The following is a 25,597-nucleotide window of genomic DNA, read 5'->3' as shown; positions in this document are numbered from 1 at the left end:
GATGGGTTGTAGCAGTTTTTTGCGCTTTTTTATCGAATTGGCTCTGTTTAATCTTCACTCCATCGCCTTACAGCATTTACAGATGGAGCCTACCTAGCCATGTCCAATGTTCTGATCATCGAAAGCAGCGCCCGCCAGCAGGATTCAATCTCCCGCCAGCTGACCCAACAGTTCATCGGCCAATGGCAGGTCGCTCATCCGGCGGATCAGATCACCGTGCGCGACGTGGCCCTTAACCCGGTCCCGCACTTGGACGCCAACCTGCTCGGCGGCTGGATGAAGCCCGCCGACCAGCGCAGCGACATCGAACAGGCGTCCCTGGACCGCTCCAACGAATTGACCGAAGAGTTACTCGCTGCCGACGTGCTGGTGATGGCCGCACCGATGTACAACTTCGCCATCCCCAGCACCCTCAAAGCCTGGCTGGATCACGTGTTGCGTGCTGGTGTGACCTTCAAGTACACCGCCACCGGCCCTCAGGGGTTGTTGACCGGCAAGCGCGCCATTGTGCTGACCGCTCGCGGCGGTATTCACACAGGCGCCAGCTCCGATCACCAGGAACCGTACCTGCGTCAGGTCATGGCCTTTATCGGCATTCACGATGTCACCTTCATTCACGCCGAAGGCGTGAACCTGAGCGGCGACTTCCAGGAGAAGGGCATCAACCACGCCAAAGCACTGCTGGCACAGGTCGCGTGATCGTTTAATCGTCACATAATCGCGTGGTGTTTATATCGCCCCACGCAAACCCTTCAAGTACGCGTATCGAACCTCCCTTTGCACTTGTTGCTCCTGAGTGCTCCTGCCCGACTGCCGCTATAGCGAGGTCGGGTTTTTTTTGCCCCGAGTTTCAGTAAACGCCGAAAACCCTTAAAGTCGCGCCCATTCGAAACGAGGCGCGCATGGGCTATTTACTGGTTGTCACCCTGATTCAGGCATTTTCCTTCAGCTTGATCGGCGAATACCTCGCCGGCCACGTCGACAGCTACTTCGCCGTGCTGGTGCGCGTCGTGTTGGCTGGCCTGGTATTTATCCCGCTGACCCGCTGGCGTTCGGTAGAACCAAGGTTTATGCGCGGCATGCTGGCGATCGGCGCGCTGCAGTTTGGTGTGACCTACGTATGCCTGTACCTGAGCTTTCGTGTACTCACCGTGCCGGAAGTGCTGCTATTCACCATCCTTACACCGCTACATGTGACCCTGATCGAAGACGCCCTCAACCGGCGCTTCAACCCTTGGGCGCTGATTGCTGCGCTGGTGGCGGTGGGCGGCGCGGCAGTGATCCGCTTCGACCAGATCACCCCGCACTTCCTCGGCGGCTTTTTGCTGCTGCAACTGGCCAACTTCACCTACGCCGCCGGGCAGGTGATGTACAAGCATCTGGTGGCGCGTTATCCGAGTGATTTGCCGCACTACCGGCGCTTCGGCTACTTCTACCTGGGCGCCTTGATCGTGGTGCTGCCGGCATTCCTGCTGTTCGGCAAGGCCAATTACCTGCCCGACGCACCGTTGCAATGGGGCGTGCTGGTGTTCCTCGGGTTGGTCAGCACCGCGCTCGGCATGTATTGGTGGAACAAGGGTGCGTGCCTGGTGAACGGCGGCACCCTTGCGGTGATGAACAACCTGCATGTGCCGGTGGGGCTGTTGCTGAACTTGCTGATCTGGAATCAGCATGAGCCGCTGGGGAGGCTGGCGTGGGGTGGGTTGGTGATTCTGGGGGCGGTGTGGATCAGCCGGTTGGGTGTGCGCAAGGAGGCGATCCACCGCTGAACCTATGTGGGAGCGGGCTTGCTCGCGAAAGCGGTGGGTCAGTCATTGATGGGTTGACTGATACTCCGCTTTCGCGGGCAAGCCCGCTCCCACAAGGGGAATGGCGGTGTTATGCAGAGGTGTGTTCCAACGTCGGCAGGTGACTGGCACCCAACACCGCCGGCACCATCCCCGCGCGCAAGTCATTGCCACTCGGCTGCTGATACAGGCTCAAGCCGAACTCCGGCAACACCGCCAGCAAATAATCAAAGATATCGCCCTGAATGCGCTCGTAATCCGCCCACGCCGTGGTGCGGGTGAAGCAGTAGATTTCCAGCGGCACGCCTTGGGCGGTGGTTTGCATCTGGCGCACCATGCAGGTCATGTTCGGCTGGATGTCCGGGTGGCTTTTCAGGTAGGCCAGGGCGTAGGCGCGGAACGTGCCGAGGTTGGTCATGCGGCGGCGGTTGGCCGACAGCTGCGCACTGTTACCCTGGGCTTCGTTCCAGGCCTTGAGTTCGGCTTGCTTGCGGCTGATGTAGTCGGTGAGCAGGTGCACCTGGGTCATGCGCACCTCTTCATCGTCGCGCAGGAAGCGCACGCCGCTGGCGTCGATATACAGGCTGCGCTTTATGCGACGCCCACCGGAGGCCTGCATGCCGCGCCAGTTCTTGAACGACTCGGACATCAGGCGCCAGGTCGGAATGGAGACGATGGTCTTGTCGAAGTTCTGCACCTTGACCGTGTGCAAGGTGATGTCGACCACATCGCCGTCGGCGCCGACCTGGGGCATTTCGATCCAGTCACCGACCCGCAGCATGTCGTTGCTGGTCAGCTGCACGCTGGCGACGAACGACAGCAGCGTGTCCTTGTAGACCAACAGGATCACGGCCGACATTGCACCCAAGCCGGAGAGCAGCAACAGTGGCGAACGGTCGATCAGGGTGGCGACGATAATGATCGCGGCAAACACGAACAGCACCATCTTGGCCAGTTGCACGTAGCCCTTGATCGAGCGGGTGCGCGCATGTTCGGTACGCGCGTAGATATCCAGCAGGGCGTTGAGCAGGGCGCTCACAGCCAGTGTCATGAACAGGATGGTGAACGCCAGGGCCACATTGCCGATAAACAAGGTGGCGGTCTTGCTCAGGTCCGGCACCAGGTACAGGCCAAACTGGATTACCAGTGACGGCGTCATCTGCGCCAGGCGGTGGAAGACTTTGTTGTGCCGCAGGTCATTGAGCCAGTGCAGCGCCGGTTGCCGGCCGAGCAATTTGACGGCGTGAAGGATGAGGTAGCGCGCCACCCGCCCAACGAGCAGGGCCACCACCAGCAACACCAGCAAACCCAAGCTCGCATGCAGCATCGGGTGTTGATCGAGGGCGCCCCAAAGGTCTTGGACGTTGAGCCAGAACTGTTTGATATCCATGGGTGAAACCGATTCTTCTGTAAGACAACACGGGGCGATTAGAGCATTTAAGTGCGTCAAAGTTGACGTTGTAGACAAATATCCTGACAAAAAAGCAGCTGATTCGCCCTGTTCGCGTAAAGAAACTCGGTTTGGACGCCCGAAACCGTTACCCTATGCAGCTGATATTTTGTATTTCTTCGAGGTAGCACCCGTGTTTTCCCAATTCGCCCTGCACGAACGCCTGCTCAAAGCCGTGGCCGAGCTAAAATTTGTCGAGCCTACGCCTGTGCAAGCAGCGGCCATCCCGCTCGCGCTCGAAGGGCGTGACCTGCGGGTGACGGCTCAAACCGGGAGTGGCAAGACCGCCGCTTTCGTCCTGCCGATTTTGCACCGCCTGATCGGCCCGGCCAAAGTCCGCGTCAGCATCAAAACCCTGATCCTGCTGCCGACTCGCGAGCTGGCCCAGCAGACTTTGAAAGAAGTGGAGCGCTTTTCGCAGTTCACCTTCATCAAGTCCGGCCTGATCACCGGCGGTGAAGACTTCAAAGTCCAGGCCGCCATGCTGCGCAAGGTGCCGGATATTCTGATCGGCACGCCAGGGCGCATGATCGAACAACTCAACGCCGGCAACCTCGACCTCAAGGAAGTCGAAGTGCTGGTGCTCGACGAAGCCGACCGCATGCTCGACATGGGCTTTGCCGATGACGTGCAGCGCCTGGTGGCTGAATGCGTAAATCGCCAGCAAACCATGCTGTTCTCCGCCACCACCGGTGGGTCGACGTTGCGCGACATGGTTGCCAAGGTCCTGAACAACCCTGAGCACTTGCAGGTCAACAACGTCAGTGACCTGAACGCGACCACGCGTCAGCAGATCGTCACCGCCGACCACAATGTGCACAAAGAGCAGATCCTCAACTGGCTGTTGGCCAACGAGACCTATCAGAAGGCCATCGTGTTCACCAACACCCGCGCGGCGGCTGACCGTATTTACGGCCGCCTGGTGGCGCAGGACTACAAAGCATTCGTCCTGCACGGTGAGAAAGACCAGAAGGACCGCAAACTGGCCATCGACCGCCTCAAGGCTGGCGGCGTGAAGATCCTGGTGGCCACCGACGTCGCCGCGCGCGGCCTGGACGTGGATGGCCTGGACATGGTCATCAACTTCGACATGCCACGCAGCGGCGACGAATACGTGCACCGTATCGGCCGTACCGGGCGTGCCGGCAACGATGGCCTGGCGATCTCGCTGATCTGCCACGGCGACTGGAACCTGATGTCGAGCATCGAGCGCTACCTCAAGCAGTCGTTCGAGCGCCGCACCATCAAGGAAGTCAAAGGCACCTACACCGGGCCGAAGAAGGTCAAGGCGTCGGGCAAGGCAGTTGGCGTGAAGAAGAAAAAGGTCGACGCCAAGGGCGACAAGAAAAAGGCCGGTGCCAAGTCGCCGACCAAGCGCAAGATCGCCAACCGGCCGAAGACCGACAACCTGTCGCTCGTCAGCAAGGATGGCATGGCGCCGCTCAAGCGCCGCAAGCCAGAAGCTCCGGCTGCCGAGTAAGGCAGGGCGATGTGAAAAAACCGGACAATGTCCGGTTTTTTTATGCCTTCAGTTTTTGCTTTCGGCGGCGGCTTTTTCGAGGTCTTTCAGGCGCTGATCGATCAATTGGCATTTGTCAGGCAAGTCCGCAGCCGTCGTGTCCATGTCCATTTTCTGCAGTTCTGCATTCATTTCTTTGGCCTTGTTCGGGTTCTGCTTAGTGAGCTTGGTCACTTCCTGAGCCAGTTGTTCGCGTTTCGCCGTGGCTTCTTCAGGCGTACACGCCCAGGCTGGCAGGGCAGTCAGCAGCGTGGCGGCGATGGCCAGGTTTATCAGGGTTTTCATGGTCGGACCTCCTTGGCAGTAGTGTTCAATTGAGGTGGCGAACGTCTGGAAAGTTCAGAGAAATGACGCCCGTCTATTCAGCTGAACGGCCAGTGACGAGGCATGTCACACCTTTAGACGGGCTACTTTCCACCGGCCTGCAGGAGGAATCAGGATGACGACTTACAACTGGGATTTGATCGAACGGCTGCTGCATGAAGTGCAGAACGGCGAAGGCAGCTTTGCCCCGCGTAAATACGCTGAGCAGGAGGCGGCTGAGAAGGCCACGGCGGGTGAATCCACCGGTAACCTGGATACGCTGAAAAAGACCGCTGCGGATTACGAGGCGCTACTGTTCAAGCGTGGGTTTATTGAATCGCGCCCGGAAGAAGAGGGCGGTAATGGTGAGAATTTCATCCTGACCGCTCGCGGCGCACAACTGCTGGCGCTGATTGATAGCTCCATTCCGGGCGATGATCACCCGCGCCAGGTGCTGGATGACCAGGCGGACGCGCTGGAGCCGGCGACGTTTGATGAAGTGGCCTCGAAGGCGCAAATTGCCTAAAAGATAGACCACAGACCTCATGTGGGAGCGGGCTTGCTCGCGAATGCGGAGTTTCAGTCGATACATCTTGTGACTGATTCACTGCATTCGCGAGCAAGCCCGCTCCCACATTTTATTGGGTGGCGGCCTTCAGGCATTTGAGCGCCTTGAAATCGCTGCGCACGCTGTCGATTTTCTGAGTCAGCTTTAGCCGTTGTTGCACGGTACTTTCCGCCATCAGATCGACAATCAGGCTGCGTGCCGCCGCTTCCGTCTGGGCATAGGCAACCTTGTAATCCGGCGTCCATAGGCTTTCACGGTCTACCAGCAATTGTTGGATTTTTTGCGGGAAGTCGGCGTTTTTGCGCTGCTGCACTGCGGCGATGAACTGCGTCTGCCAGCGGGCACGGTTGCCGATCCACTGCTCGTTTTGTTCACCCAGGGCAATAGACCAGGCGGTGACGCGGTTTTGCTGGCTGGCACTGAGCGGGCCGATCCAGGCGTCCAGGCGTTTGCTCATGCGCTGGGCACGTTCCTTGATCTGCTGCTCCAGAGGCGGCTTGAGGTATTCGTCCTGACGCTTGCGTAAGTCCTTGGCCAGAGCGTCGCTCATTTCCTTGACCTGCTGATCGTCCAAACCTTGCAGCAATTGAATGGCCGATGGTGTGATCTCGCGGGCCATCTCGGCAATTGCTTGCTTGGCTTCGACGGTACGGGCCTGCAACGCGGCGTCCGTGACCTGATTGTTGTCGACCATCTGTTGCAGGCGATCAAGCCAATCGAGGTAGCCCGGCAATTGCGTGGTGCAGTGCCAGGCCAGGTGCTCCTTGAGTGTGTCGTTGAACCAGCTCTTCTGCCCGGCGTTCATGTCCAGGTAGTCGTTGAGTGTCCAGGGGATAATGACATCCAGATTGCGGTAGGCCAGGCCCACACGATTGCAGCCGGCGAGCACCAGGCTCAGGGTCAGCAATACCACCATTAGTTTGAGCCGACGCAGCATGGGCGATTCCTTGCGCAGAGGGGGTTAATGCATGTGAGCCTGCGCGGGGTGCGACAGTTCAGCCCGTCAATAAAACGACCGAGCGGCCTTCAACGTCAACAGGCCATCGCATTGCGAGTTGTGTCCGGAGTAGGCCGAGCAGTCGCCGCCGCTGAGGCTGGAGTCGCTGTAGATCAGGTCCAGGTCGATGCCCTTCCATGCGCGGGAGAATTGTACCGACCAGTCACTGAACGTGCTGATGGCGCCGCCCTCTACGGAGGCCGGGGTGCCCAATTGGTGGGTGGTGTACTTCATGCTGACGCCGATGCCAAAAGGCTGCGTGCCGCCAAGGTCGGCGAACAGGGTGCTGTCGTGGCGGTCGGGGTCGTTGCTGAAAGAGACGCCGAAGCGATTGCCCAACAGGTTCAAGCCGCCGTAGAACTCCTGGCTGTCCAGCGGGCTGAGCTTGGGATAGCTGTAGTGGATCAATCCGACTTCATAGCCCAAGGTCTGGTCGAAAGGGCGCTTGAAGCCCATATAGGAGTCGACTTCGAGGTTATTGGCAGAGGATAACCCCATGTTCGGTGAGAACTGGCCGAAATACAGGCCGCTGTCATGGCTCAGGTCCAGGCCACCGTGGAACGAATCGCTGCCGGGGGACGTGGGCTTTACCAGGCCCTGGGCCATGCTGCGGCTTGGTGTGGTGCCCAACTTCAGGTCGAAATCGCCCAGCTCACGCTGAAAAATCTGCGCTTCGGCAACGGGGCTTGCCGCAAGGGCAGCTATGAGAAAAAAGCAGGGCTTGAGCATGCTTCACTCCATGAAAAGCGAGGAGCAGTAACAGGAAGAATCGGGCAGATGCCCGTGCTAGACGTGTGCAAGCATACCGGCGTAAGCCTGGAGGTGAGGCCCGTTCGTCGATTAGCACACTACTGGATGATGCAGAGGGAGGGTTGGTCTCTAGTCCTAGCGCCTTGAGGACAAGACGCTTAGGGACCAGATGTACTGCGCGAGTTTTACTTTTTGCCCAGGCTGATCTGCTTGGACGGGCCGAAAGTCTGGCCGCTCACGCCCTTGGCAATTTGCTGGATTTCGCCGCCGGACTTGAGGAAAGCAGCAATCTGGCTGTTGATCGATTCGCTGGTTTCAACGGCTGGAGCTGGCTTTGCTTTGCTGTTGGATGCTTTTACGCGCATGGCGGCCACTAACCTGTAGAAAATTAACTTGGCCAGGCATCGTACAGGAAATACTTGACAATTGCTTGGCAAATATCCCTCAGGAATAATTGAGCGCGCTCGAATCAGCCAAAGTTTGTCAGTGAAATAACGCCCTAACTTACTGTTTTAACTCGAAAGCGTTTGAGTAAACGGCCAGCCTCCTCGGGAAAAATTCAGTGCTCTGATCAGACGAGCGGGGCGGTGCCATTGGATCGCCACGCCACGCCACGATTTTTCAGGCGCGCGCGCGTGCGCGGCGCAACTCGGGTAGAATGCGCCCCACGTAACGAGGGTATTTGGAAATGGCTTTAGTCGGGCGCTACAACAGCTTGCAAGTGGTTAAACACACTAACTTTGGTTTGTACCTGGACGGTGCGCAAGATGGCGAAATCCTCTTGCCGAATCGGTATATCCCCAAAGATATTCCCAGTGAAGATGAAGACTGGCTGAACGTGTTCATTTACTTGGACAGCGATGACAAACTTATCGCAACGACTGAAAAGCCGAAAGTTCAAGTCGGCGAATTCGCCAGTTTGAAAGTCGTTGAGGTTAACAGCATTGGCGTGTTCCTCGACTGGGGTCTGCCAAAGGATTTATTGCTGCCGTATTCGGAAGAAAAACGTCAGCTGACCGCCGGTGAATACTGCGTGGTGCACGTCTATCTCGACAAGCACACCAAGCGCATCACCGCCACCGCGCGGCTGGACCGCTACCTGGACAAGACGCCTGCCAACTACCAGGTGGGCCAGGAAGTCGACCTGCTGGTGGCCGAAGCCACGGACATGGGCTTCAAGGCGATCATCAACAACAAGCATTGGGGCCTGATCCACAAGAACGAAGTGTTCAAGTTCCTGCGCCCGGGCAAGGAAGAGAAAGGCTTCATCAAAGAGATCCGCGCCGATGGCAACATCAGCCTGAGCCTGCAGCCGGTCGGCCAGGAAGCGGCCTCCAGCCTGAACTCGAAGATCCTCGCCAAGTTGCGCGAAAACAACGGCAGCCTGCCCGTCAGCGATAAAAGCGACCCGGCGGTGATCAGCAACTTGTTCGGCGTCAGCAAAGGCAACTTCAAAAAGGCCATTGGTGCGCTCTACAAGCAAGGTCAGATTGTGATTCACGCTGATCGCATTGAACTAAGCTGAGTGCGATTTGCTCTTCTGTAGGAGCAATTGGGCTCCTGCAGAGGCTGCGTGAATGACCAAAAAAACACTGTTCGCTTACCTCGGCACCTTGCTCGCTTTTTTGGTGCTCGACGGCCTCTGGCTCGGCGTCCTCATGGGGCCGACCTACAAATCCCTGCTCGGCTCGCTGATGCTTGATCAGCCTCGGCTGCTGCCTGCCGTGCTGTTCTACCTTTTGTATGTCATCGGTTGTGTGGTGTTCGTGGTCCTGCCAAGCGGCAGTTGGCAACGGGCCGCGCGCCTGGGTGCGCTGCTTGGCTTGGTGGCCTATGGCACCTATGACTTGAGCAACTGGGCCACGCTGCAAGGCTGGTCTGCTGGCTTGGCGGTCATGGACATGGCCTGGGGCACGTTCCTGACGGCCGCGTGTTGTACCGTCGGTTATCTGTGTGCACATCGGGTGCAACGCTGATTGTGTACAGGATTAATGTGCACCGTTGCTGAGCGTAGCACCCGGCCTTAAGCCCTTATCAATCCCTTTGGATCGCCGTTCCAGAGGGATTGTGTGCCATTGGCACTTATTCTGCTGAATACCTCGTATACAAACCATGCCGCCTCCCGTATGCATTCTGTTACGGCAGCGCAGGCCGGTATTTCGAGGAGCCAAGCGATGACCGAACAATTGCCCAAAGGCTACAGCCCGCGCCTGTACAACCAGGACCTGGGCCCACTGCCGCAAAAGTGGACCTGGTACAACATCTTCGCCTTCTGGATGAGCGACGTGCACAGCGTCGGCGGTTACGTCTTCGCCGCCAGCCTGTTTGCGCTCGGGCTGGCCAGCTGGCAGGTGCTGATCGCGTTGCTCGCGGGCATTTGCATCGTGCAATTGATCGCCAATCTGGTGGCCAAACCGAGTCAGCAAGCGGCGGTGCCGTATCCGGTTATCTGCCGGCTGGCCTTTGGCGTATTCGGGGCGAATATTCCGGCAGTGATACGCGGCTTGATCGCGGTGGCCTGGTATGGGATTCAGACGTACCTGGCCTCGAGTGCCTTGATCATCGTGGTGCTGCGCTTTTTCCCACAAATGGCGGTATATGCAGAACCGCATTTTGCCGGCCTGTCTTACTTGGGCTGGTTTGGTTTCCTTAGCTTGTGGGTGTTGCAAGCTGCGGTGTTCTGGGCCGGTATGGAATCCATCCGACGCTTTATCGACTGGGCGGGTCCGGTGGTCTACGCGGTGATGTTCGCCCTGGCAGGCTGGATTGTGTGGAAGGCCGGCTGGGCCAATATCAGCTTCACCCTGGCAGAAAAGTCCTTGTCGGGCTGGCAGGCTGTTGGTCAGGTGATTGTGGCAACGGCGCTGGTGGTGTCGTATTTCTCCGGGCCGACGCTGAATTTCGGCGATTTCAGCCGCTACTGCCGCAGCATGCGCGACGTGCGTCGCGGCAATTTCTGGGGGCTGCCGGTGAATTTCCTGGCGTTCTCGCTGGTGACCGTCGTCATCGTGTCGGGCACCTTGCCGGTGTTTGGCGAAATGCTGCACGACCCGATTGCCACCGTTTCGCGTATCGACAACAGCATGGCCGTATTGCTTGGCGCCTTTGCCTTCGTGACGGCTACCATCGGCATCAACATTGTCGCCAACTTCGTATCCCCTGCGTTTGACTTCGCCAACGTCGCGCCGAGCAAAATCAGCTGGCGTGCCGGTGGGATGATCGCGGCAGTCGCGTCGATCTTCATTACCCCATGGAACCTGTTCAACAATCCGCTGATGATTCACTACACCCTGGATATTCTCGCCGCCTTTATCGGGCCGCTGTTCGGGATCCTGTTGGTGGACTTCTACCTGATCAAAAAACAGAAAATCGACGTGGATGCCCTGTTCGATGACAGCCCGAGCGGGCGCTATTACTTCGACGGCGGCGTGAACTGGACGGCCGTCAAAGCCTTGGTGCCGGCGACGCTGGTGGGCGTTGCGATCACCTTCACGCCGGCATTGCAGGGCATGGCCAACTTTGCCTGGTTTACCGGCTGCTTCCTGGGTGGGCTGTTTTTCCTGGTCCTGGCGCGGCGAGAGCAGGTTCGCATCCCGACGCCGATGGTTGCCGGTTGAGCAACACTGCACCTGCGAGTAACAAGCCGGCACCTGCGACTATCAGTGCCGGTTGCAGGTCACCGCTGAGATGGCTGCTCACCGACGCCAGCAGCGGGCCGCTCAATTGGCCGATGGCAAAGCTGGCGGTCAGCAAGCCGGTACTGCGCTGGTAGCCGTGGGGCGCCACCTCACGCAAGCGCGCCATCACCAGTTGCATGCAGGCCAGGAATGGCGCGCCGCACAGCAACACGCCCAGCGCCAGGCCCCAGCCATTGCCCAGCAGGCAGGCAAATACTCCGCCCGCTTGCAGCCACAAGGTTGTCATCAGCCAGCGGCGAGTGGTGTTCGGGTCTTTGCGGCGCAGGCTCGCCACCACCACGCCCAGTGCGGCGGCGAGCCCAAAGCAGGGCCAGAACAGGTCGGCCTGCCAGGCACCCTTGAATTGCGCACTGGCCATCTGCGACAAAAAGGTCGCCGGGATGATGTAGCCCAGGCCATACAGAAAGTAAATCCAGCACAGGTGCGCAATGCTGCCGTTGCTGCCCGCACTGGTGGTGTGGGTAACCGTGGCGGTCGGTTTCGGTAAAAACGGCAGGATCGCCAGCAGCATCACCAGCGCCACCACGCCATATATTAGCCACAAGGTGGCAGAGTCCTGGCCCAGCAGGTTGGAGCCCAGCGCCAGCAAGCCAGTCAACAGAATCCCCAGCCCCGGGCCGGCAAACACCAACGCGCCCAAGCGCGGGCGCCCGGCAGCGATTGCCAGCGGCTGGCTCAAACTGGTGATCATCACCAGTGCCCAGGCACTCGCGACGCCGGTTCCAAAGCGCAACAGCAAATGCGGCCAGAACCCATGCGCCCAATACGACGCCAGAGTCAGCAGTACGCACAGCCATAACCCGCCATACAGGCGCCCCCGCACGTGGTGGTGGCTGCGCGCAAAAATCGAATCCACTGCACCGACGAAGTAACCGAGGTAGTTGGCGGCGGCGATCAGCCCGGCGCCGGTCAGGTCGATCTGCCCCTCGCTGAGCAAATGCGGCATTTGCGGGGTGAGGGCGAAGCGGCCTATGCCCATGGCCATCATTAGCGCGATAAAGCTGGCGAGTAAGCGAATCAGCGGTGACATGTTCAGGTTTCCTGCAAGGAAGCGAAGACCTTTAGGCTAAAGTGAATTGACTTTCTGTAAAAATGAATAATAGTGAGTAACTTGTTCAGTTTTGGAGAAAGGTATGGAGTTCAGTCAATTGCGGATCTTCCAGGCTGTGGCGGAAGAGGGCTCCATCACCCGTGCTGCCGAGCGCCTGCACCGCGTGCCGTCGAACTTGTCGACCCGGCTCAAGCAAATGGAAGAGCAGCTCGGTGTCGAGCTGTTCGTTCGCGAGCGCCAGCGTTTGCAGCTTTCTCCTGCGGGCAAAGTGTTGCTGGACTACAGCACGCGTCTGATCGCACTGCACGACGAAGCCCACGGCGCCGTGCAGGGTGGGCAGCCGGCCGGTGACTTTGTGCTTGGCAGCATGTACAGCACCGCCGCGATTCATTTGCCCCAACTGCTGGCGCGTTATCACAAGGCCTATCCGATGGTGAACCTGCAGGTGCAGTCGGCGCCCAGCGGTGAACTGCTGGAAGGGCTGATCACCGGTCGTTTGGACGCGGCGCTGGTGGACGGCCCGCTGACCATCGCCACATTGGACGGCGTGCCGCTGTGCGAAGAACGCCTGGTGCTGATTTGCGAGGCTGATCACCCGCCTGTGCGTGGGCCGCAGGATGTTGCCGGTCGCTCGGTCTTCACTTTTCGCCGCAGTTGCGCCTACCGCGAACGGTTGGAGACTTGGTTTTCTCACGAGCGGGTGGCCATGGGCCGAGCAATTGAGATTGAGTCCTATCAGGGCATGCTTGCCTGCGTCATTGCCGGATCCGGCGTGGCATTGATGTCCGAATCGATGCTCGACAGCTTGCCAGGCAAGGGCAGTGTGTCCGTTCATCCCCTGACAGGGCCTTTTGCTACTGCAACGACCTGGCTGATGTGGCGAAAGGGTATGCTCGGCGCTAACCTCAACGCATGGATCGACCTGCAGCAGGAAGGTAAAGCCAATTTCTTGCAGGACGCCCGCGCGATTGCTTGAACGATCCGTCTGGATTTGGATCAATTCAGTAATAGTTCGTTGTGTTTTCGTTCAAGCATTACGTAGGGCTTAGGGCTACTATCACTGTAGGAAAAGGCGAAAAACTCTCGCCGACTCGCATTACCCGCAAAGGGGACAACCATGAAAGAGAAAATTCAAAACTGGCTCCACGACGTTGGCGTCGCGCTCGGTTTGATCGAGCCACCGCTGCAACCTGTGCCGATTCGCACAGATGATGAGCAGCGTCGTCCACGTCGGCGCTAATCGTTCGGCCGGCCACAGTTTAAATGTGGGAGCAAGACCGCTCCCACTTTTGCTTTGTGTAGGGCAAAAAAAACGGGCGCGACATCCGACGTCGCACCCGCTGAAGAAACCGCTTTAACTTCTTTTATAGCTCAAATCGCTCGCGCCACCACTGCCTCCGGCCGGCGCGACACCATACTCACCAGTACAAAACTCACCAGCCCGACCGCCAGGCTGTAGTAGATCGGCGTGTTCGCGTCCAAACCATCCTTGAACATAAACACCAGCGCGGTTACGAAGCCCAAGGTCATGGACGCAATCGCCCCCGATGTGGTCGCGCGCTTCCAGAAAATCGCGCCCATCAATGGGATCAGCATGCCGCCCACCAACAGGTTGTAGGCCAGGGTCAGGGCGCTGATCACATCATTCACCACCAGCGCGATACCCAGCACGGCAAAGCCGGTCAGCAGGGTAAACAGGCGGTTGATGTTCAGGCTCGATTGCTTGCCGCCACGCAGACGCGGCAGCAGGTCTTCGGTCAATACGGTGGAGGCGGCGAGCAAACCGGCGCTGGCGGTGGACATCATCGCTGCCAGGGCAGCGGCAATCACCAGGCCGCGAATGCCGTCCGGCAGCGAGGCTTTGACGATGGCGGCGAAGGCGTTGTTGACGTTGTCCAGGTTCGGCAGCAGTACGTGCGCCGCCATGCCGATCAACGCGCAGGCCAGGCCGTAGAGGATGCAGTAGAAACCGGCGAACGTGCCTGCGTACTGGGCGACCTTTTCGTCACGGGCGGTGAACACCCGTTGCCAGATGTCCTGGCCGATCAGGATGCCGAAAAAGTAGATCATGAAGTAGGTGATGATCGTGTCCCAGCCGATTTCGGTGAAGCTGAAATTCGACGCCGGCAGCTTGGCCACCAGTTGGTCCCAGCCGCCGACGCGGTACAGGCAGATCGGCAGCAGGATAAACATCAGGCCGACGGTCTTGATCACGAACTGCACGATGTCGGTCAGCGTCAGCGACCACATGCCGCCGATGGTTGAATACACCACCACCACGCCACCGCCCAGCAACACCGAGACCCAGAACGGCAGGCCGAACAGCACTTGCAGCACGGTGCCGATGGCCAGGATCGAGGTCACGCCGATCATCAGCGCGTAGGCCAGCATGATCACTGCGCTCGCTTGACGGGCCATGGGGTTGTAGCGTTTTTCCAGGACTTGGGTGACGGTGAAGATCTTCAGCTTCAGCAGCGGCTTGGCCAGGAACAGGTTCAGCGCGATGATCCCGGCACCCAGTGCGGCGCACAGCCAGAAGCCGGAAATACCGTGGACATAGCCCAGGCGCACGGTGCCGACGGTGGACGCACCGCCCAGCACGGTGGCAGCCATGGTGCCCATGTACAGCGACGGACCCAGGTTACGACCGGCGACGAGGTAGTCTTCGTGGGTCTTGGCGCGGCGCATGCCGTAATAGCCGAGCACGAGCATGCCGGCGGCGTAGATGAGTACGACGAATAAATCCAAAGCCATGACGGCGGGTCTCCGATTATCGTTTTTATGGGCGATCAGGCGGCTTGTTGCAGTGCCGATTTAACGCGCGCATCCGTGCGCTGGCTGCGAGGGGCGGTGGGGCCATAAACAGCCGCTGGTTCCGGGAACAGGCGAAGCAAACTCAGGTACACCACCGACGCCAGCCCCAGCGTTACCGGCAAGCTGATATCGATGCCATCGGCCAGGTTGCCCAGCGGCCCGACAAACTGCCCCGGCAGGTTGACGAAGCACAGGCCCACCAACGCACTCGGGATCCAGGCCCCCAGCCCGCGCCAGTTCCAGCCATGGCTGAACCAGTAGCGCCCACCGGTTTCACCGCGGGTGAACACCTGCAAGTCATCCGGGCAATAGAAGCCGCGGCGCACGATCAGGCCGATGATCATCATCACCATCCACGGCGTGGTGCAGGTGATGATCAGCACGGCGAAGGTCGACACGCTCTGCACCAGGTTGGCGGCGAAACGTCCGATAAAGATGAAGGCAATCGACATCACCCCGATCAGCAGCGTGGCCTTGACCCGCGACAGCAGGCGCGGGAACACGCTGGACATGTCCAGCCCCGTGCCATACAGCGAGGTGGTGCCGGTTGACATGCCGCCGATCACCGCAATCAGGCACACCGGCAGGAAGAACCAGCTCGGTGCCACGGCCAGCAAGCCGCCGACGTAGTTGTTCGCGGCGATGTAGTCCGGTGCCTTGATCGCCACGATGGTCGCGGTGGCCAAGCCGAACAGAAACGGAATCAAGGTGGCGATCTGGGCCAGGACGACGGCCAGCATGATGCGCATTTTCGGCGTCTCACGCGGGATGTAGCGCGACCAGTCACCGAGAAATGCCCCAAAGGAAATCGGGTTGCTCATGGCCACCAGCGCAGCGCCAATGAAGGCAGCCCAGAAGCCGGTCTGGCCAAGCGCGACAGTGCCAGCGAAGTGGCTGTCGAAGGCCGGTGCAAAGGCGAAGATACCCAGCAGGAACAGCAGGCTCGCTGCCCACACCGCGATACGGTTGACCCACAGCATGAAGCGAAAACCATAGATGCACACGGTCAGCACCAGCAGGGCGAACAGACCGTAGGCCAGGCCCAGGGTCAGGTCTGTTTCCGGCAGGCCGATCAGCCGTTTCGCACCGCCGACCAGTGCATCACCTGAACTCCACACCGACAGTGAGAAGAAGGCAATCGCCGTCAGCAGCGACAGAAACGAGCCGACAATCCGCCCGTGGACACCAAAGTGCGCACCGGAAGACACGGCGTTGTTCGTGCCATTGATCGGCCCGAACAGGCCCATCGGCGCCAGGATCACCGCGCCCACCAGCACGCCCAGCACAATCGCCCAGACACCGGCCTGGAACGACAAGCCGAACAGCACGGGGAATGAGCCCAGCACGGCGGTGGCAAAGGTATTGGCACCGCCGAAGATCAGACGAAACAGATCCTTGGGCCCGGCGGTACGTTCGTGGTCCGGGATCTGTTCGACCCCGTTGGTTTCTATCTTTCGAATACTTTTATCGTTGTTTTTATTATTCATGATCAGCTCCGATCACATTGGCTAATGGGGCGGCAGCCCTTCCGGCATAGCGGACAAATGTTCGTGACAGGCCAGCCACAGGCCTTGTTCTTGTTGTGCGTCTGCCCCTTGCCGTTTAAAGACAATGGTCTCGCGCTCCTGGCTAAAAAATTGCTCCCCGTTCATGCGCAGCTCGGTGGCCACGTCATGAATAAAAATCGCCACGTCACCTTGCAGGCTGACAACGGCGTTGCTTGAGGTGCACGACAGCACCTCAAACCCCTCGTCCCGGCGCCAGCTGTCCCACACTGCCTGGTAGGCATCGCGGCTGAGCAGCGGCTGGGGGAGGGTGTAGAACACGAAGCTGGCATCCGCCGTGAACGCGCCGAAGTAGGCGGCGCGGTCATTGCGGGCGAAGGCCGAGACCAGGTCGGCCGCGGCTTGCAGCACCTCGTGCGCGCTCATCAGCGGTGCGCCACGCCGGGCAGTACGCAGAGCATCTCGTACAGCAGGTTGGCGCCGAGCAGCGAGGTGTTGCCGGTGGTGTCGTACGGCGGCGAAACTTCTACCAGATCGCAACCAATCAGGTCGAGGCCCTGGCAACCACGGATGATTTCGATGGCCTGGATGGTGGTCAGCCCGCCGATTTCCGGCGTGCCGGTGCCGGGTGCCCAGGCCGGGTCGATACCGTCGATATCAAAGCTCAGGTACACCGGGCCGCCGCCGACTTTCTCCCGCACTTCGGCCATCAGTGGCGCGAGAGAGTGGTGCCAGCATTCTTCGGCCTGGACCACACGGAACCCCTGTTTGCGGCTCCAGTTGAAGTCTTCGGCGGTGTAGCCCTGGGCGCGCAGGCCGATTTGAACCACGCGGTCGCAATCGAGCAAGCCTTCTTCCACCGCGCGGCGGAAGGTGGTGCCGTGGGCGATTTTCTCGCCGAACATATGGTCGTTGACGTCGGCGTGCGCGTCGATGTGCACCAGCCCGACCTTGCCGTGTTTCTTGTGGATCGCCCGCAGGATCGGCAGGGTGATGGTGTGGTCGCCACCCAGGGTCATCGGGATCACATTGTGCTCGAGGATCTCATCGTAGGCTTCTTCGATGATGCGCACGGCGTCGAGCAGGTTGAAGGTGTTGATCGCCACATCGCCGATGTCGGCAACCGACAACGAGTCAAACGGCGCGGCGCCGGTGGCCATGTTGTAGGGGCGGATCATCACCGATTCGGCGCGGATTTCACGCGGCCCGAAGCGGGTGCCGGCGCGCAGCGAGGTGCCGATGTCCAGGGGCACGCCGACAAAGGCGGCGTCCAGGCCCTTGGCCGACTGCAAGTGGGGAAGTCGCATCATGGTGGCGATGCCGGCGAAGCGCGGCATTTCGTTGCCGCCCAGTGGTTGGTGAAAAATCTTGTCCACGGGATTGCCTCATCGTTGTTTTGTTTATTAGGGGCCGATTCTGCGAAAAGCCCGGGGCGGGAAGAATCGGCAGAGGCAAATACTTAGTTCAGATTTTTCTAAACTAATGGCTGAGGTAAACTCGCTCGTCTGTGTTGGGGTTGACCGATCCTTCTGTCGAGCACCGTCCAACGGTGGGAGCTGGCTTGCCTGCGATAGCGGTGGGTCAGCCACATAGCTTTGTTTGATACGCCGCCATCGCAGGCAAGCCAGCTCCCACAATGGGATCGCGGCGCATTAGCTGAATCTGGAGACCCCATGGCCAACGCCTTGCCCGACCTGAAACTCCTGCGCATCTTCGTCAGCGTCGTGCGGCATCAGGGGTTCGCCAACGCCCAGCATGAACTCAACCTGTCGACCTCGGCGATCAGCACCTACATGAGCCAGCTCGAATCGGCCTTGGGCCTGGTGTTGTGCCATCGCGGGCGTGGCGGGTTCAGCCTGACCAGCAAAGGCGAGCTGTTCCATCAGGAAACTTTGCGCCTGCTGGGCGAGCTGGAAGGTTTCGAGCAATACGCCGCCGCGCTGAAAGGCGAGTTGCGCGGCACCCTTAAGCTCGGCGTGCTCGACTCCACCGTCAGCGACAAGGCGCTGCCCTTTGCCGAGGTGATCGGCGCCTACAGCCTGGAACACCCGGCGGTGCACTTGAATTTGTCGGTGATGAGCCCTTATGAGCTGCAACTGGGCGTGCAGGACAACCGCCTGGATTTGGCCATCGGCGCTTTTTCCAACCGCATGAGCGGGTTGATCTACATGCCGCTGTACCGTGAGCAGCACTGGCTGTATTGCAGCACCCGGCACCCGTTGTTCAGCGAACGGCGTATTCCCGAACAAGTGATCACCCAGCAACGCATGGTCGGGCGCGGCTACTGGAGCCAGGCCGAGCTGGCGCGCCACGGCTTCAAACACAGCGCGGCAACCGTGGAAAGTATGGAGGCGCAGCTGATTCTGGTGCTGTCCGGCGCCTATATCGGCTACCTGCCCGAGCACTACGCCCAGGCGTGGGCCGACAAGGGCGACCTGCGTGTGCTGCTGCCGGCAACCTTCGGCTATCAGGCGCCGTTCTCGATGATCATGCGCCGTGGCCGTAGCCGTGAACCGCTGATCCAAACCTTTCGCGACTTACTCAAAGCCCAGCTCAATCAGGCCTGAAAAACCATGTCCAGACCCCAGTGTTCCCGTTGCCTCAGGCCTGCCACTCACTGCCTGTGCGCGTTGATTCCCAGCCTCGACAGCCGCACTCGCGTGTTGCTGTTGCAGCACCCGAGTGAGGTCAGCCACGCGCTCAACACCGCGCGGTTGGCGGCGTTGGGGTTGAACAATGCGCAGTTGGTGGTGGGCGAGGTGTTCGACGACCTGGCGACGTTATTGAACCCGCCTGGTTATCAGGCGCGCCTGCTGTTTCCTGCTGACGACGCCCAGCCTCTGCAAGCCTATGCGCCTGACGACGCGCCGCTGTTGTTGGTCGTGCCTGATGGCACCTGGCGCAAGGCGCGCAAATTGCTGCACCTCAATCCTTTACTGGCTGCATTGCCACGGGTGACGCTGGCGGGCGACAGCGTGTCGCGCTATCGACTGCGCAAGGCGCCAGGGCCCGGTGCCTTGTCCACCGTGGAGGCTATCGCGCAAGCATTGCAAGTGCTGGAAGCACCGGCTTCATTCGAGCCATTGCTCAAGCCTTTCGACGCGTTGATCGAAGGCCAGATAGCGGCAATGGGGCCTGCGGTTTTCGACAAAAACCATGGCTGATGCCGAGCGCTACATAACTACCCGAATAGACGCAGGGCGCGCGATAGGCTGACCTTTTCAGGAACACAGAAATGGTCGAGCCGATTACCAGCAGTACGCCACAGGACTCGCTGCGCGAATACATAGCGGCGCAACAAACCGTGTTGATGGCTGCCCCCGAATGGTCGGCTTTGCAAGGCCTGGACGCCATGCGGGAAAAGTTCGGCAGTTTTTTTGGCGTGCTCAATGAACAGGAAACATTCGAGTACGTGCGCCTGCAGAAGGCTTGGGTCGATGCCCAGCACACCCTGGAGAAGGCTGTCCAGCAACTGACCGAGGCATTTGAGCAACACGCAGGGAGCGAACTGCGCGCTGAGTTGAAGAAGCTGACCGGTCAGGATATTGACCCCACCGTCACGCGCATTTACACCCGTTATAAAGCATCGGGCGGCGAACAGCGCGGCGCTGCTGAGGGGGCGATAAAGGTCGCCAGCCTGACCTTGTGGGATGCGGCCTGCTTGAACTACGACGGCCTGACCGGTTGGACCTTTCCTGGCCGCACAGGCCTTGCCGGTGCCAGTTATCTGGACGACGGAGTCAGCGCCACTGCCGGCCAGTTCATCGCAATGGTGCGCAGGCTCGATATTGGCGCGCAGCTCAATACGCAACTGCAACGAGCACTGCAGGCCAACGGTTCGTTGGGGCGCGGCATCATGGCGTTGGCGACGGCCGAGCTCGAATTTGCCTTGATCGAAGCGCTTAGAGATACGGCGGCCAGTCGGGTCGACCGGCACCAGTATCAGCAAGTGAAGCGCGCGTTAGCGGGGGAGGTGCGCTGGGGGAGAGTGGAGGAAATGCGGCTGTTCATCCCCCATGGGGTGGATAACACCAGCTGGATACCTCAACACATTGGCCTGACCGGTCAATACGCGAGTGAGCCAGCGGGTGATTGCCTGAGCATCCCGCACCTGGTTTTTGCCGTCAGTGATTGCCCGGGAGCCTTCAGTTTTTTCCCCAACCGCCCCGGCGGCTCTCTGCGCCACCATGACAGTCACCGTGATGCTTGCGAAGAGTTTTACGTTGCGTTCCACGGCTTTTATCGCAAGGGCAAGGTCGACTGGCTTTATCAAGCCATGTCGCTGCGTGACAGCGCGCGGCTGATCAATATCGTCAAGGTCGGGCCGCCGCCTGACTTCACAGGCGCTACAGAGGGATTCGCCAAACTGCTCTATCGGTTGGCTCAAGCCATTCCCACGCTCGGCACAGTCCAGAAAATCGGTTATGCGCGTGTAACGGTACAACAGGTGCCCCTGGTCAGTTTGAGCAACTTCTACGTCCAGCGCTGTGCAGACAACCTCAAAGAGCTGGCCAACGAAACACCCGGTTTCATGCCGACCATGATTGAGCTTGCCCAGACGCTGATCAGTGAAATTATCACGCTGCTCTTGACCCCGGTGCCTGGGGCGTTGAAAGGCTTGGGGCGGGTACGTGCGTTCGCGCTGTTTGTGGCGATGGAGCGCGCCTTGATCGACGGTGGGCACCAGGCGCTGCAAGGTCAGCCAGATGAGTTGCTCCAGGGGGTTGTCGACCTGGCCGATTTACTCATCAGTGCGCGCCTGCATACCCGCCTGGCTATGAGCGTGCAGCGTCGCCACCAACGGTTGTACCGCCAACTGTCCCAGCGGCGTCATGCCGCCCCGGATGCCCAGCAGCTGACGAACCCTCAACTGCTCGAAAGAATGCTTGGCAGCCAGCACGCCGCGGCGCGGGATATGCAGGCGGTGCTTGATGCGAGCGGCACGTCGCGGGACGCCTTGCAGCAGGTCTGGGAAGGCGCGCCGCCGTCAGCGTCGCTGGTCGAGGCCGTGCACCGGTTCAACGCCGACAGGCTTATCGACTGGGTGATTGAGGGGGAGGATGCCCGTGGTCCCGGCCCCGTCGGTGCCGTTCAGGTCCTGGCACCTTTGCTGACCCAGTTGGAGGCCTGGCCCGTGGGCACCGCCTTGAGCATTGAAAACCACCAAGGCCAGGAGATTCGACGCTATAGCAAAGACGCCACTCGCCCAACGACGCAGGTGGTGACCGTGACTCAGTTGGAAAACTATCAATTTGCCTACGCCACGCCACGCCGCATTGCGCTACACTTACCCCAGGCGATAGTGGACATGTTGCCGGCTATTTTTCCCGCAGGCGAACAACCGATTCGTCAGCAGCTCGCGGCATTGGCCAACACCTTGAAATTCGATTTGTTCGACGCACTTACTCGCTTTGCCGATGCCAGCCGGGCAATGCCGAGTGGCGCCGGCGCGTCAGTGCGCAACCTGTTGCCTGACCGTATCGGCCAAGCGCATCCCGCCCCCGCCGTGATTACACAGCTACAGGCTTTGCACCCGCAATTGAGCCTGGCGCGGTTACTGGAGGTGTTGCGTGAACACCCGCTGTCGGCGCACCAGCAAACCCAACTGTTGCATTCGCAACTGCAACCCGAAGCACTTTACAGCGCATTGCGTGCCGCCCATCAAGTGGGGCGCCGCGAGGCCATCGTCGATGGGCTCCTCCATCCGCGGCGGTTCGACCGACAGACGCAGCACTGGGCCGCAGAGTTCGCCGCTGGCGTATTGCGCGGCTTTACCGGCCAGGCGTTGGTTGTCAGCCCCAAGGGACAAGCTGTGCCTTATAGTTTGCGGGGGCCAAAGGACCGGACGCTGGTGGTCATCGATCAGGATCAAGGTCAATTTGCACCTTACGACCCCACAGAGCGCCGGGTGGGTGCCACAGTGACCGGCGCCGACAGTTTTTACGCGGCGATCGTCAGCCAGATCTCCGAACTGGGTCTGTCTGTACTGGGGTGGAATCAGCAACAGGCAATCACCGAGTTCCGCTACCAGGTGGCCCAGGCCCTGTTGCGTAATCGCGCGCCTGATGGCTCGTTTCATCCTCGCCAGCGCGAAATTGCGCAGTACGCGAGCACCGCCGATATGCCGAGCAGGCTACCCGAACCAGACGCTCTGGGCCTCTACAGCCTTGGGCCGGATCGCTACCTGGCCCTCGAGGGCCAGTATTTCAAAGTCGACCGCGCGGGCACACTTGAGCCGTGGCGAATTCTTCACCCCTCTTTGGAAGATGCTTACGCACCGGTATTGGTCAGCAACGGCGCCGGCGCCTGGCGCCACGAGTGGGAAAACCCGCTGACGTGGGATGGGCAGAAACCGTTTTGGCGCCTCGGGCCGGTGACGCGCTCGTTGTCGCCGGATGCCATTGAGCAGATCCAAACCATCAGCGCGGTGACGCCGGGCATCCTGCGACGGGTGCATGTGCGTAATGAGCGCCCCCCCGTGCTGCTGTTAGAGACGATTGAGCGGTTCACGATTCAGCAGCGGGTCAAGGCGGGCGTGGCGCGAGGGCAGGGTTTTTACGCTGAGCTGCTGGGTGAGCTTGGGCCTGAGGCCGCCGACGCGCTGGTCGGGGTGGCGGGAGCGTCGCGCGTCGATCAGGTCACGGTGCTGGAGTCCAAGGTCGAAATAGACCCGCCGCAGATGGAACGGAATTTTTTCGACGCGCTGTGTCATAAACCTTCTTCAGACCCACTGGCGCAGCGGCTGCAGCATCACTTTATCGGCTTGACGGCGACGGTGGCCGAGAGCCTGGTACGTCAGGCCTCGGCGGATGAGGTGCAGAGCCTGGAGGCTGGCCGCGTGCCCTTGACCCTCACCCCTTATATCCGTTGGTGGCTCAAGCAGTTGCGCAGGGCCCGGGCTTTAGAGGGGCTGTTCCTTCCCGCAGCAGCAAGTCACGACAGTGCGAAGTTGATCCTGCACACCTTGCCGGATATCGACGGCTGGCCACGGCACTTGCGGGTTGAAGTGCGGGCGCAGGCGCGACTGCTCGACAGCATCGGCCCCGTCGATGCAGCGCTCAAGCGCGTGCTGGAGCCGGTGGCCGGTCATTATCAGGCGTACGCCCCTCAAACGGACGGCACTCGGCAATCGGTGGGAAGCCCTGGGGCTTTCCTGCCTGTTTTGTTAGCCGCGCTGCCGCCTCGGGAACGCCAGGCGTTGGGCTACACCCACGTGGGCGGAGTCGAAGAGTTGCTGCAGGAGATCGGTCATCGTCAGGAACCTAAAGGGGAGTCGGTCGACGCGCTGCTGGGGATAGGCTGGCCCGCCTGGTACAACCCGCCGCGTCGTATGGCTGACGGGCGGATGGGTTATCCGTTGAGCGGTGGTGATGGATGGGGCCCGGTGGATCGCCAGCAAGTGGCGCGTATGCGTGAGTTGTTTCCGTCTAAAACTGATGAGGAAGTGTTTAAGATACTGGAAAACCTGAGTGATTCCGTGAGCGAGCGCGACACGGCCATTGATACACTTTTCCAGGAGCGAGCGGCTTTGAAGGGCGCGCTTGAACGTTGGTCTGCGCAGGCACCGGAGGCTGCTCAGCAGGCCGCGCGGCGCGAGGCCGCTGAGCGAATTCAGGCTTGCTGGCGCAAAGAGGATTCCACGCGAGGCGTGGTGTTCGAGCTGTCTCTGGATGACCTGAACCTGAATGAGTTGCCTGAGATAAATGCCCACTTTGGTCATGTGATGCAACTGAGCCTCAGCAATAACCAACTGCAAGCATTGCCGAGGCATTTCCTCCGACGCTTTCCCGCGCTGCGCACGCTTTATCTCGACGGTAATCGTCTGGTCCACATCCCTCACGAGGTGTCGCAGCTTTGGTATTTGAAGCGGCTGTATCTATCGAACAACCTGATTCGGCCAAATCTTTGGGATGTCAGTAACCTGCAGAGCATGACGCGCCTGATCAAACTGGACCTGTCCAATAACCCTTTGGGGCGGGGGCAACGATTGAACCTGTATGGCCTGGAGCAATTGCGGGTCATCAAACTGCGGAATACACAAATCAATGTTTTGCCGCTGGGCGCGGTGACGCTGGAAAATCTTCGCACCTTCGATTTGCGCGACAACGCTATCAAGGTGCTTACGCAGATCGATCTCTTCTTGCATGAAACAGTGCACCGCGCCATGAATCTTCGGGGCAACGATCTTTCCCCGGGAACGTTGCAACGGCTCAGCAGTTACCGTAGACGACCGGGTTATCAAGACATCTATTTTGGCTTGTGGGGCAATGGCGAATTCCCGCTTCCTTCGGTTGAGCGTTGGCTGGTGGCGGTCCCGCTCAATGAAATGGCGCAATGGCGCGCTGAATGGCAGCTGTTGGCGGGCGAGAGAATGGCCGATCGGTTTTTCAACCTGTTATGGCACCTGTCCTCTTATCCCCCGTTGATTGCCCCGGAGCATCAAGCCTTGCGCCAGAACCTTACACAGCGCGTCTGGAATCTGATTGAGGCGGCCAATCATAATGGCCGGCTGCGCCGAATCCTTTTTGAGGAGCGCCTGGGTGATATGAGCGGAGGGATCGATGGGTGGCTGTTGAGCCTCAATGACCTCGAACTGGCGATGTTGCCGGTGCAGATGCTCTCGGGAAACGTAGCCAATGCGGGCCCTGACTTCATTAATTATTACCGGGCGCTGCGGCGCTTGGCCTCCATCCGCTATTACGTGCAGGGTGCGTTGGACCTGCCGACCGATCGCGAAATCTGTGTGCACATTCTGGTCTATCGACTTGCCCTGGCCGCCAGCCTCGACTTGCCCCTTGCGCTGCCCGGGCGATTTGCCACAGCCACTGCCGTGCCAGACGCCGATTCCGTGAATGAATTACGTCGACGTATTCTGCGTGATGAATCGCAGTTCAACTGGCCGGCAAAACTTGAGGATGAGGAATATTGGGTGGCGTTCCTGGAGCGCAAGTATTCGCAGCGCTTTGAGGCAGCGCTCAAGCAATTCCATCGCGCGCTGGAACTGGCCACGGCCAAAGTGGGGAAAGGCGAAATGAACGAAGCCGAATACAAAAACTATATCGAGACCCTGGCTGTGCCTATGAACAACGCCAAGACCGGTCTGGTGCATGAGTTGACCCGCAACGAATGGATGGCTTTCGTGAACAGCTGACTGG

22 protein-coding genes are annotated in these 25,597 nt (G+C 59.8%); 12 read left to right on the top strand and 10 right to left on the bottom strand.

What is annotated here, in order from left to right:
• The first annotated feature begins 99 nt into the window (after positions 1 to 99).
• Both PspR76_RS22235 and PspR76_RS22230 read left to right on the top strand, forming a co-directional pair.
• Complete coding sequence (locus PspR76_RS22235) at positions 100 to 699, top strand: FMN-dependent NADH-azoreductase (protein ID WP_159958768.1); 600 nt, start codon at positions 100 to 102, stop codon at positions 697 to 699.
• A 203-nt stretch (positions 700 to 902) separates the two neighbouring features.
• Positions 903 to 1,769 carry a carboxylate/amino acid/amine transporter gene (locus tag PspR76_RS22230; RefSeq protein ID WP_159958766.1) on the top strand — a complete coding sequence of 289 codons (867 nt, stop codon included), beginning with the start codon at positions 903 to 905 and terminating at the stop codon, positions 1,767 to 1,769.
• A 109-nt stretch (positions 1,770 to 1,878) separates the two neighbouring features.
• On the opposite strand, the gene PspR76_RS22225 is transcribed toward PspR76_RS22230, so the two are convergent.
• Complete coding sequence (locus PspR76_RS22225; protein ID WP_159958764.1) at positions 1,879 to 3,177, bottom strand: mechanosensitive ion channel family protein; 1,299 nt, start codon at positions 3,175 to 3,177, stop codon at positions 1,879 to 1,881.
• A gap of 193 nt (positions 3,178 to 3,370) precedes the next feature.
• Between PspR76_RS22225 and PspR76_RS22220 the strand changes: the two genes are divergently transcribed.
• Entirely contained in the window at positions 3,371 to 4,717 is a 1,347-nt protein-coding gene (locus PspR76_RS22220) for a DEAD/DEAH box helicase (protein ID WP_053257387.1), read from the top strand.
• 48 nt (positions 4,718 to 4,765) lie between these two features.
• On the opposite strand, the gene PspR76_RS22215 is transcribed toward PspR76_RS22220, so the two are convergent.
• A complete protein-coding gene (locus PspR76_RS22215; RefSeq protein ID WP_159958762.1) occupies positions 4,766 to 5,041 on the bottom strand; it encodes a hypothetical protein in 276 nt (91 codons plus the stop codon).
• A 154-nt stretch (positions 5,042 to 5,195) separates the two neighbouring features.
• Here PspR76_RS22215 and PspR76_RS22210 point away from each other — a divergent pair, with 154 nt between their 5' ends.
• On the top strand, positions 5,196 to 5,585 hold the full coding sequence (locus PspR76_RS22210) for a transcriptional regulator (RefSeq protein WP_159958760.1): 390 nt from the start codon (positions 5,196 to 5,198) through the stop codon (positions 5,583 to 5,585).
• Between the two features lie 112 nt (positions 5,586 to 5,697).
• Here PspR76_RS22210 and PspR76_RS22205 read toward each other — a convergent pair whose 3' ends face one another.
• The 3 genes from PspR76_RS22205 to PspR76_RS22195 form a co-directional block, all read right to left on the bottom strand.
• A complete protein-coding gene (locus PspR76_RS22205) occupies positions 5,698 to 6,564 on the bottom strand; it encodes a DUF6279 family lipoprotein (RefSeq protein WP_159958758.1) in 867 nt (288 codons plus the stop codon).
• Positions 6,565 to 6,630: 66 nt separating this feature from the next.
• Positions 6,631 to 7,353 (bottom strand): TorF family putative porin, encoded by a 723-nt coding sequence (locus PspR76_RS22200; RefSeq protein WP_159958756.1) that lies wholly within the window; start codon positions 7,351 to 7,353, stop codon positions 6,631 to 6,633.
• A gap of 206 nt (positions 7,354 to 7,559) precedes the next feature.
• The gene (locus PspR76_RS22195) at positions 7,560 to 7,739 is read right to left on the bottom strand and encodes a hypothetical protein (RefSeq protein WP_003193095.1); all 180 of its coding nucleotides are present in this window, start codon (positions 7,737 to 7,739) and stop codon (positions 7,560 to 7,562) included.
• Between the two features lie 323 nt (positions 7,740 to 8,062).
• On the opposite strand from PspR76_RS22195, the gene PspR76_RS22190 reads away from it, so the two are divergent.
• From PspR76_RS22190 to PspR76_RS22180, 3 genes are all read left to right on the top strand, one after another.
• Positions 8,063 to 8,899 (top strand): CvfB family protein, encoded by an 837-nt coding sequence (locus PspR76_RS22190; RefSeq protein WP_028617391.1) that lies wholly within the window; start codon positions 8,063 to 8,065, stop codon positions 8,897 to 8,899.
• 52 nt (positions 8,900 to 8,951) lie between these two features.
• Positions 8,952 to 9,350, top strand: coding sequence for a DUF2177 family protein (locus tag PspR76_RS22185; protein ID WP_159958754.1), 399 nt, complete (start codon positions 8,952 to 8,954; stop codon positions 9,348 to 9,350).
• Positions 9,351 to 9,548: 198 nt separating this feature from the next.
• Complete coding sequence (locus PspR76_RS22180; RefSeq protein ID WP_159958752.1) at positions 9,549 to 10,991, top strand: NCS1 family nucleobase:cation symporter-1; 1,443 nt, start codon at positions 9,549 to 9,551, stop codon at positions 10,989 to 10,991.
• On the opposite strand, the gene PspR76_RS22175 is transcribed toward PspR76_RS22180, so the two are convergent.
• A complete protein-coding gene (locus tag PspR76_RS22175) occupies positions 10,903 to 12,102 on the bottom strand; it encodes an MFS transporter (RefSeq protein ID WP_159958750.1) in 1,200 nt (399 codons plus the stop codon). The two genes, PspR76_RS22180 and PspR76_RS22175, sit on opposite strands and share 89 nt — an antisense overlap.
• Positions 12,103 to 12,205: 103 nt before the next feature.
• On the opposite strand from PspR76_RS22175, the gene ptrR reads away from it, so the two are divergent.
• Together ptrR and PspR76_RS31455 are read left to right on the top strand one after the other, a co-directional pair.
• Positions 12,206 to 13,099, top strand: coding sequence for a putrescine utilization regulator PtrR (gene ptrR, locus PspR76_RS22170; RefSeq protein ID WP_159958748.1), 894 nt, complete (start codon positions 12,206 to 12,208; stop codon positions 13,097 to 13,099).
• 141 nt (positions 13,100 to 13,240) lie between these two features.
• Entirely contained in the window at positions 13,241 to 13,363 is a 123-nt protein-coding gene (locus PspR76_RS31455) for a PA1414 family protein (RefSeq protein WP_256347311.1), read from the top strand.
• A gap of 131 nt (positions 13,364 to 13,494) precedes the next feature.
• Here the strand turns inward: PspR76_RS31455 and PspR76_RS22165 are convergent, their stop codons facing one another.
• The 4 genes from PspR76_RS22165 to speB are packed head-to-tail and all read right to left on the bottom strand — an operon-like array spanning position 13,495 to position 17,818.
• Positions 13,495 to 14,877, bottom strand: coding sequence for a sodium:solute symporter (locus tag PspR76_RS22165; protein WP_159958746.1), 1,383 nt, complete (start codon positions 14,875 to 14,877; stop codon positions 13,495 to 13,497).
• Between the two features lie 35 nt (positions 14,878 to 14,912).
• A complete protein-coding gene (locus tag PspR76_RS22160; protein WP_159958744.1) occupies positions 14,913 to 16,424 on the bottom strand; it encodes a purine-cytosine permease family protein in 1,512 nt (503 codons plus the stop codon).
• Positions 16,425 to 16,445: 21 nt separating this feature from the next.
• Complete coding sequence (locus PspR76_RS22155; RefSeq protein WP_159958742.1) at positions 16,446 to 16,868, bottom strand: YybH family protein; 423 nt, start codon at positions 16,866 to 16,868, stop codon at positions 16,446 to 16,448.
• Entirely contained in the window at positions 16,868 to 17,818 is a 951-nt protein-coding gene (gene speB, locus PspR76_RS22150) for an agmatinase (RefSeq protein WP_003210733.1), read from the bottom strand. Before speB ends, PspR76_RS22155 begins: the two co-directional genes overlap by 1 nt.
• Before the next feature lie 297 nt (positions 17,819 to 18,115).
• Here speB and PspR76_RS22145 point away from each other — a divergent pair, with 297 nt between their 5' ends.
• The 3 genes from PspR76_RS22145 (at position 18,116) to PspR76_RS22135 (ending at position 25,593) form a co-directional block, all read left to right on the top strand.
• Positions 18,116 to 19,009, top strand: a complete 894-nt coding sequence (locus PspR76_RS22145; RefSeq protein ID WP_027603788.1) for a LysR family transcriptional regulator — start codon at positions 18,116 to 18,118, stop codon at positions 19,007 to 19,009.
• 6 nt (positions 19,010 to 19,015) lie between these two features.
• On the top strand, positions 19,016 to 19,606 hold the full coding sequence (locus PspR76_RS22140; protein ID WP_159958740.1) for a tRNA-uridine aminocarboxypropyltransferase: 591 nt from the start codon (positions 19,016 to 19,018) through the stop codon (positions 19,604 to 19,606).
• A 71-nt stretch (positions 19,607 to 19,677) separates the two neighbouring features.
• Positions 19,678 to 25,593, top strand: a complete 5,916-nt coding sequence (locus tag PspR76_RS22135) for an NEL-type E3 ubiquitin ligase domain-containing protein (protein WP_159958738.1) — start codon at positions 19,678 to 19,680, stop codon at positions 25,591 to 25,593.
• Positions 25,594 to 25,597: the final 4 nt, after the last annotated feature.

The organism is Pseudomonas sp. R76 (genome assembly GCF_009834565.1).
Taxonomy (GTDB): Bacteria; Pseudomonadota; Gammaproteobacteria; order Pseudomonadales; family Pseudomonadaceae; genus Aquipseudomonas.
Note: the sequence above shows the minus strand (reverse complement) of the source record. Positions and strands in the feature narration are given on the sequence as shown.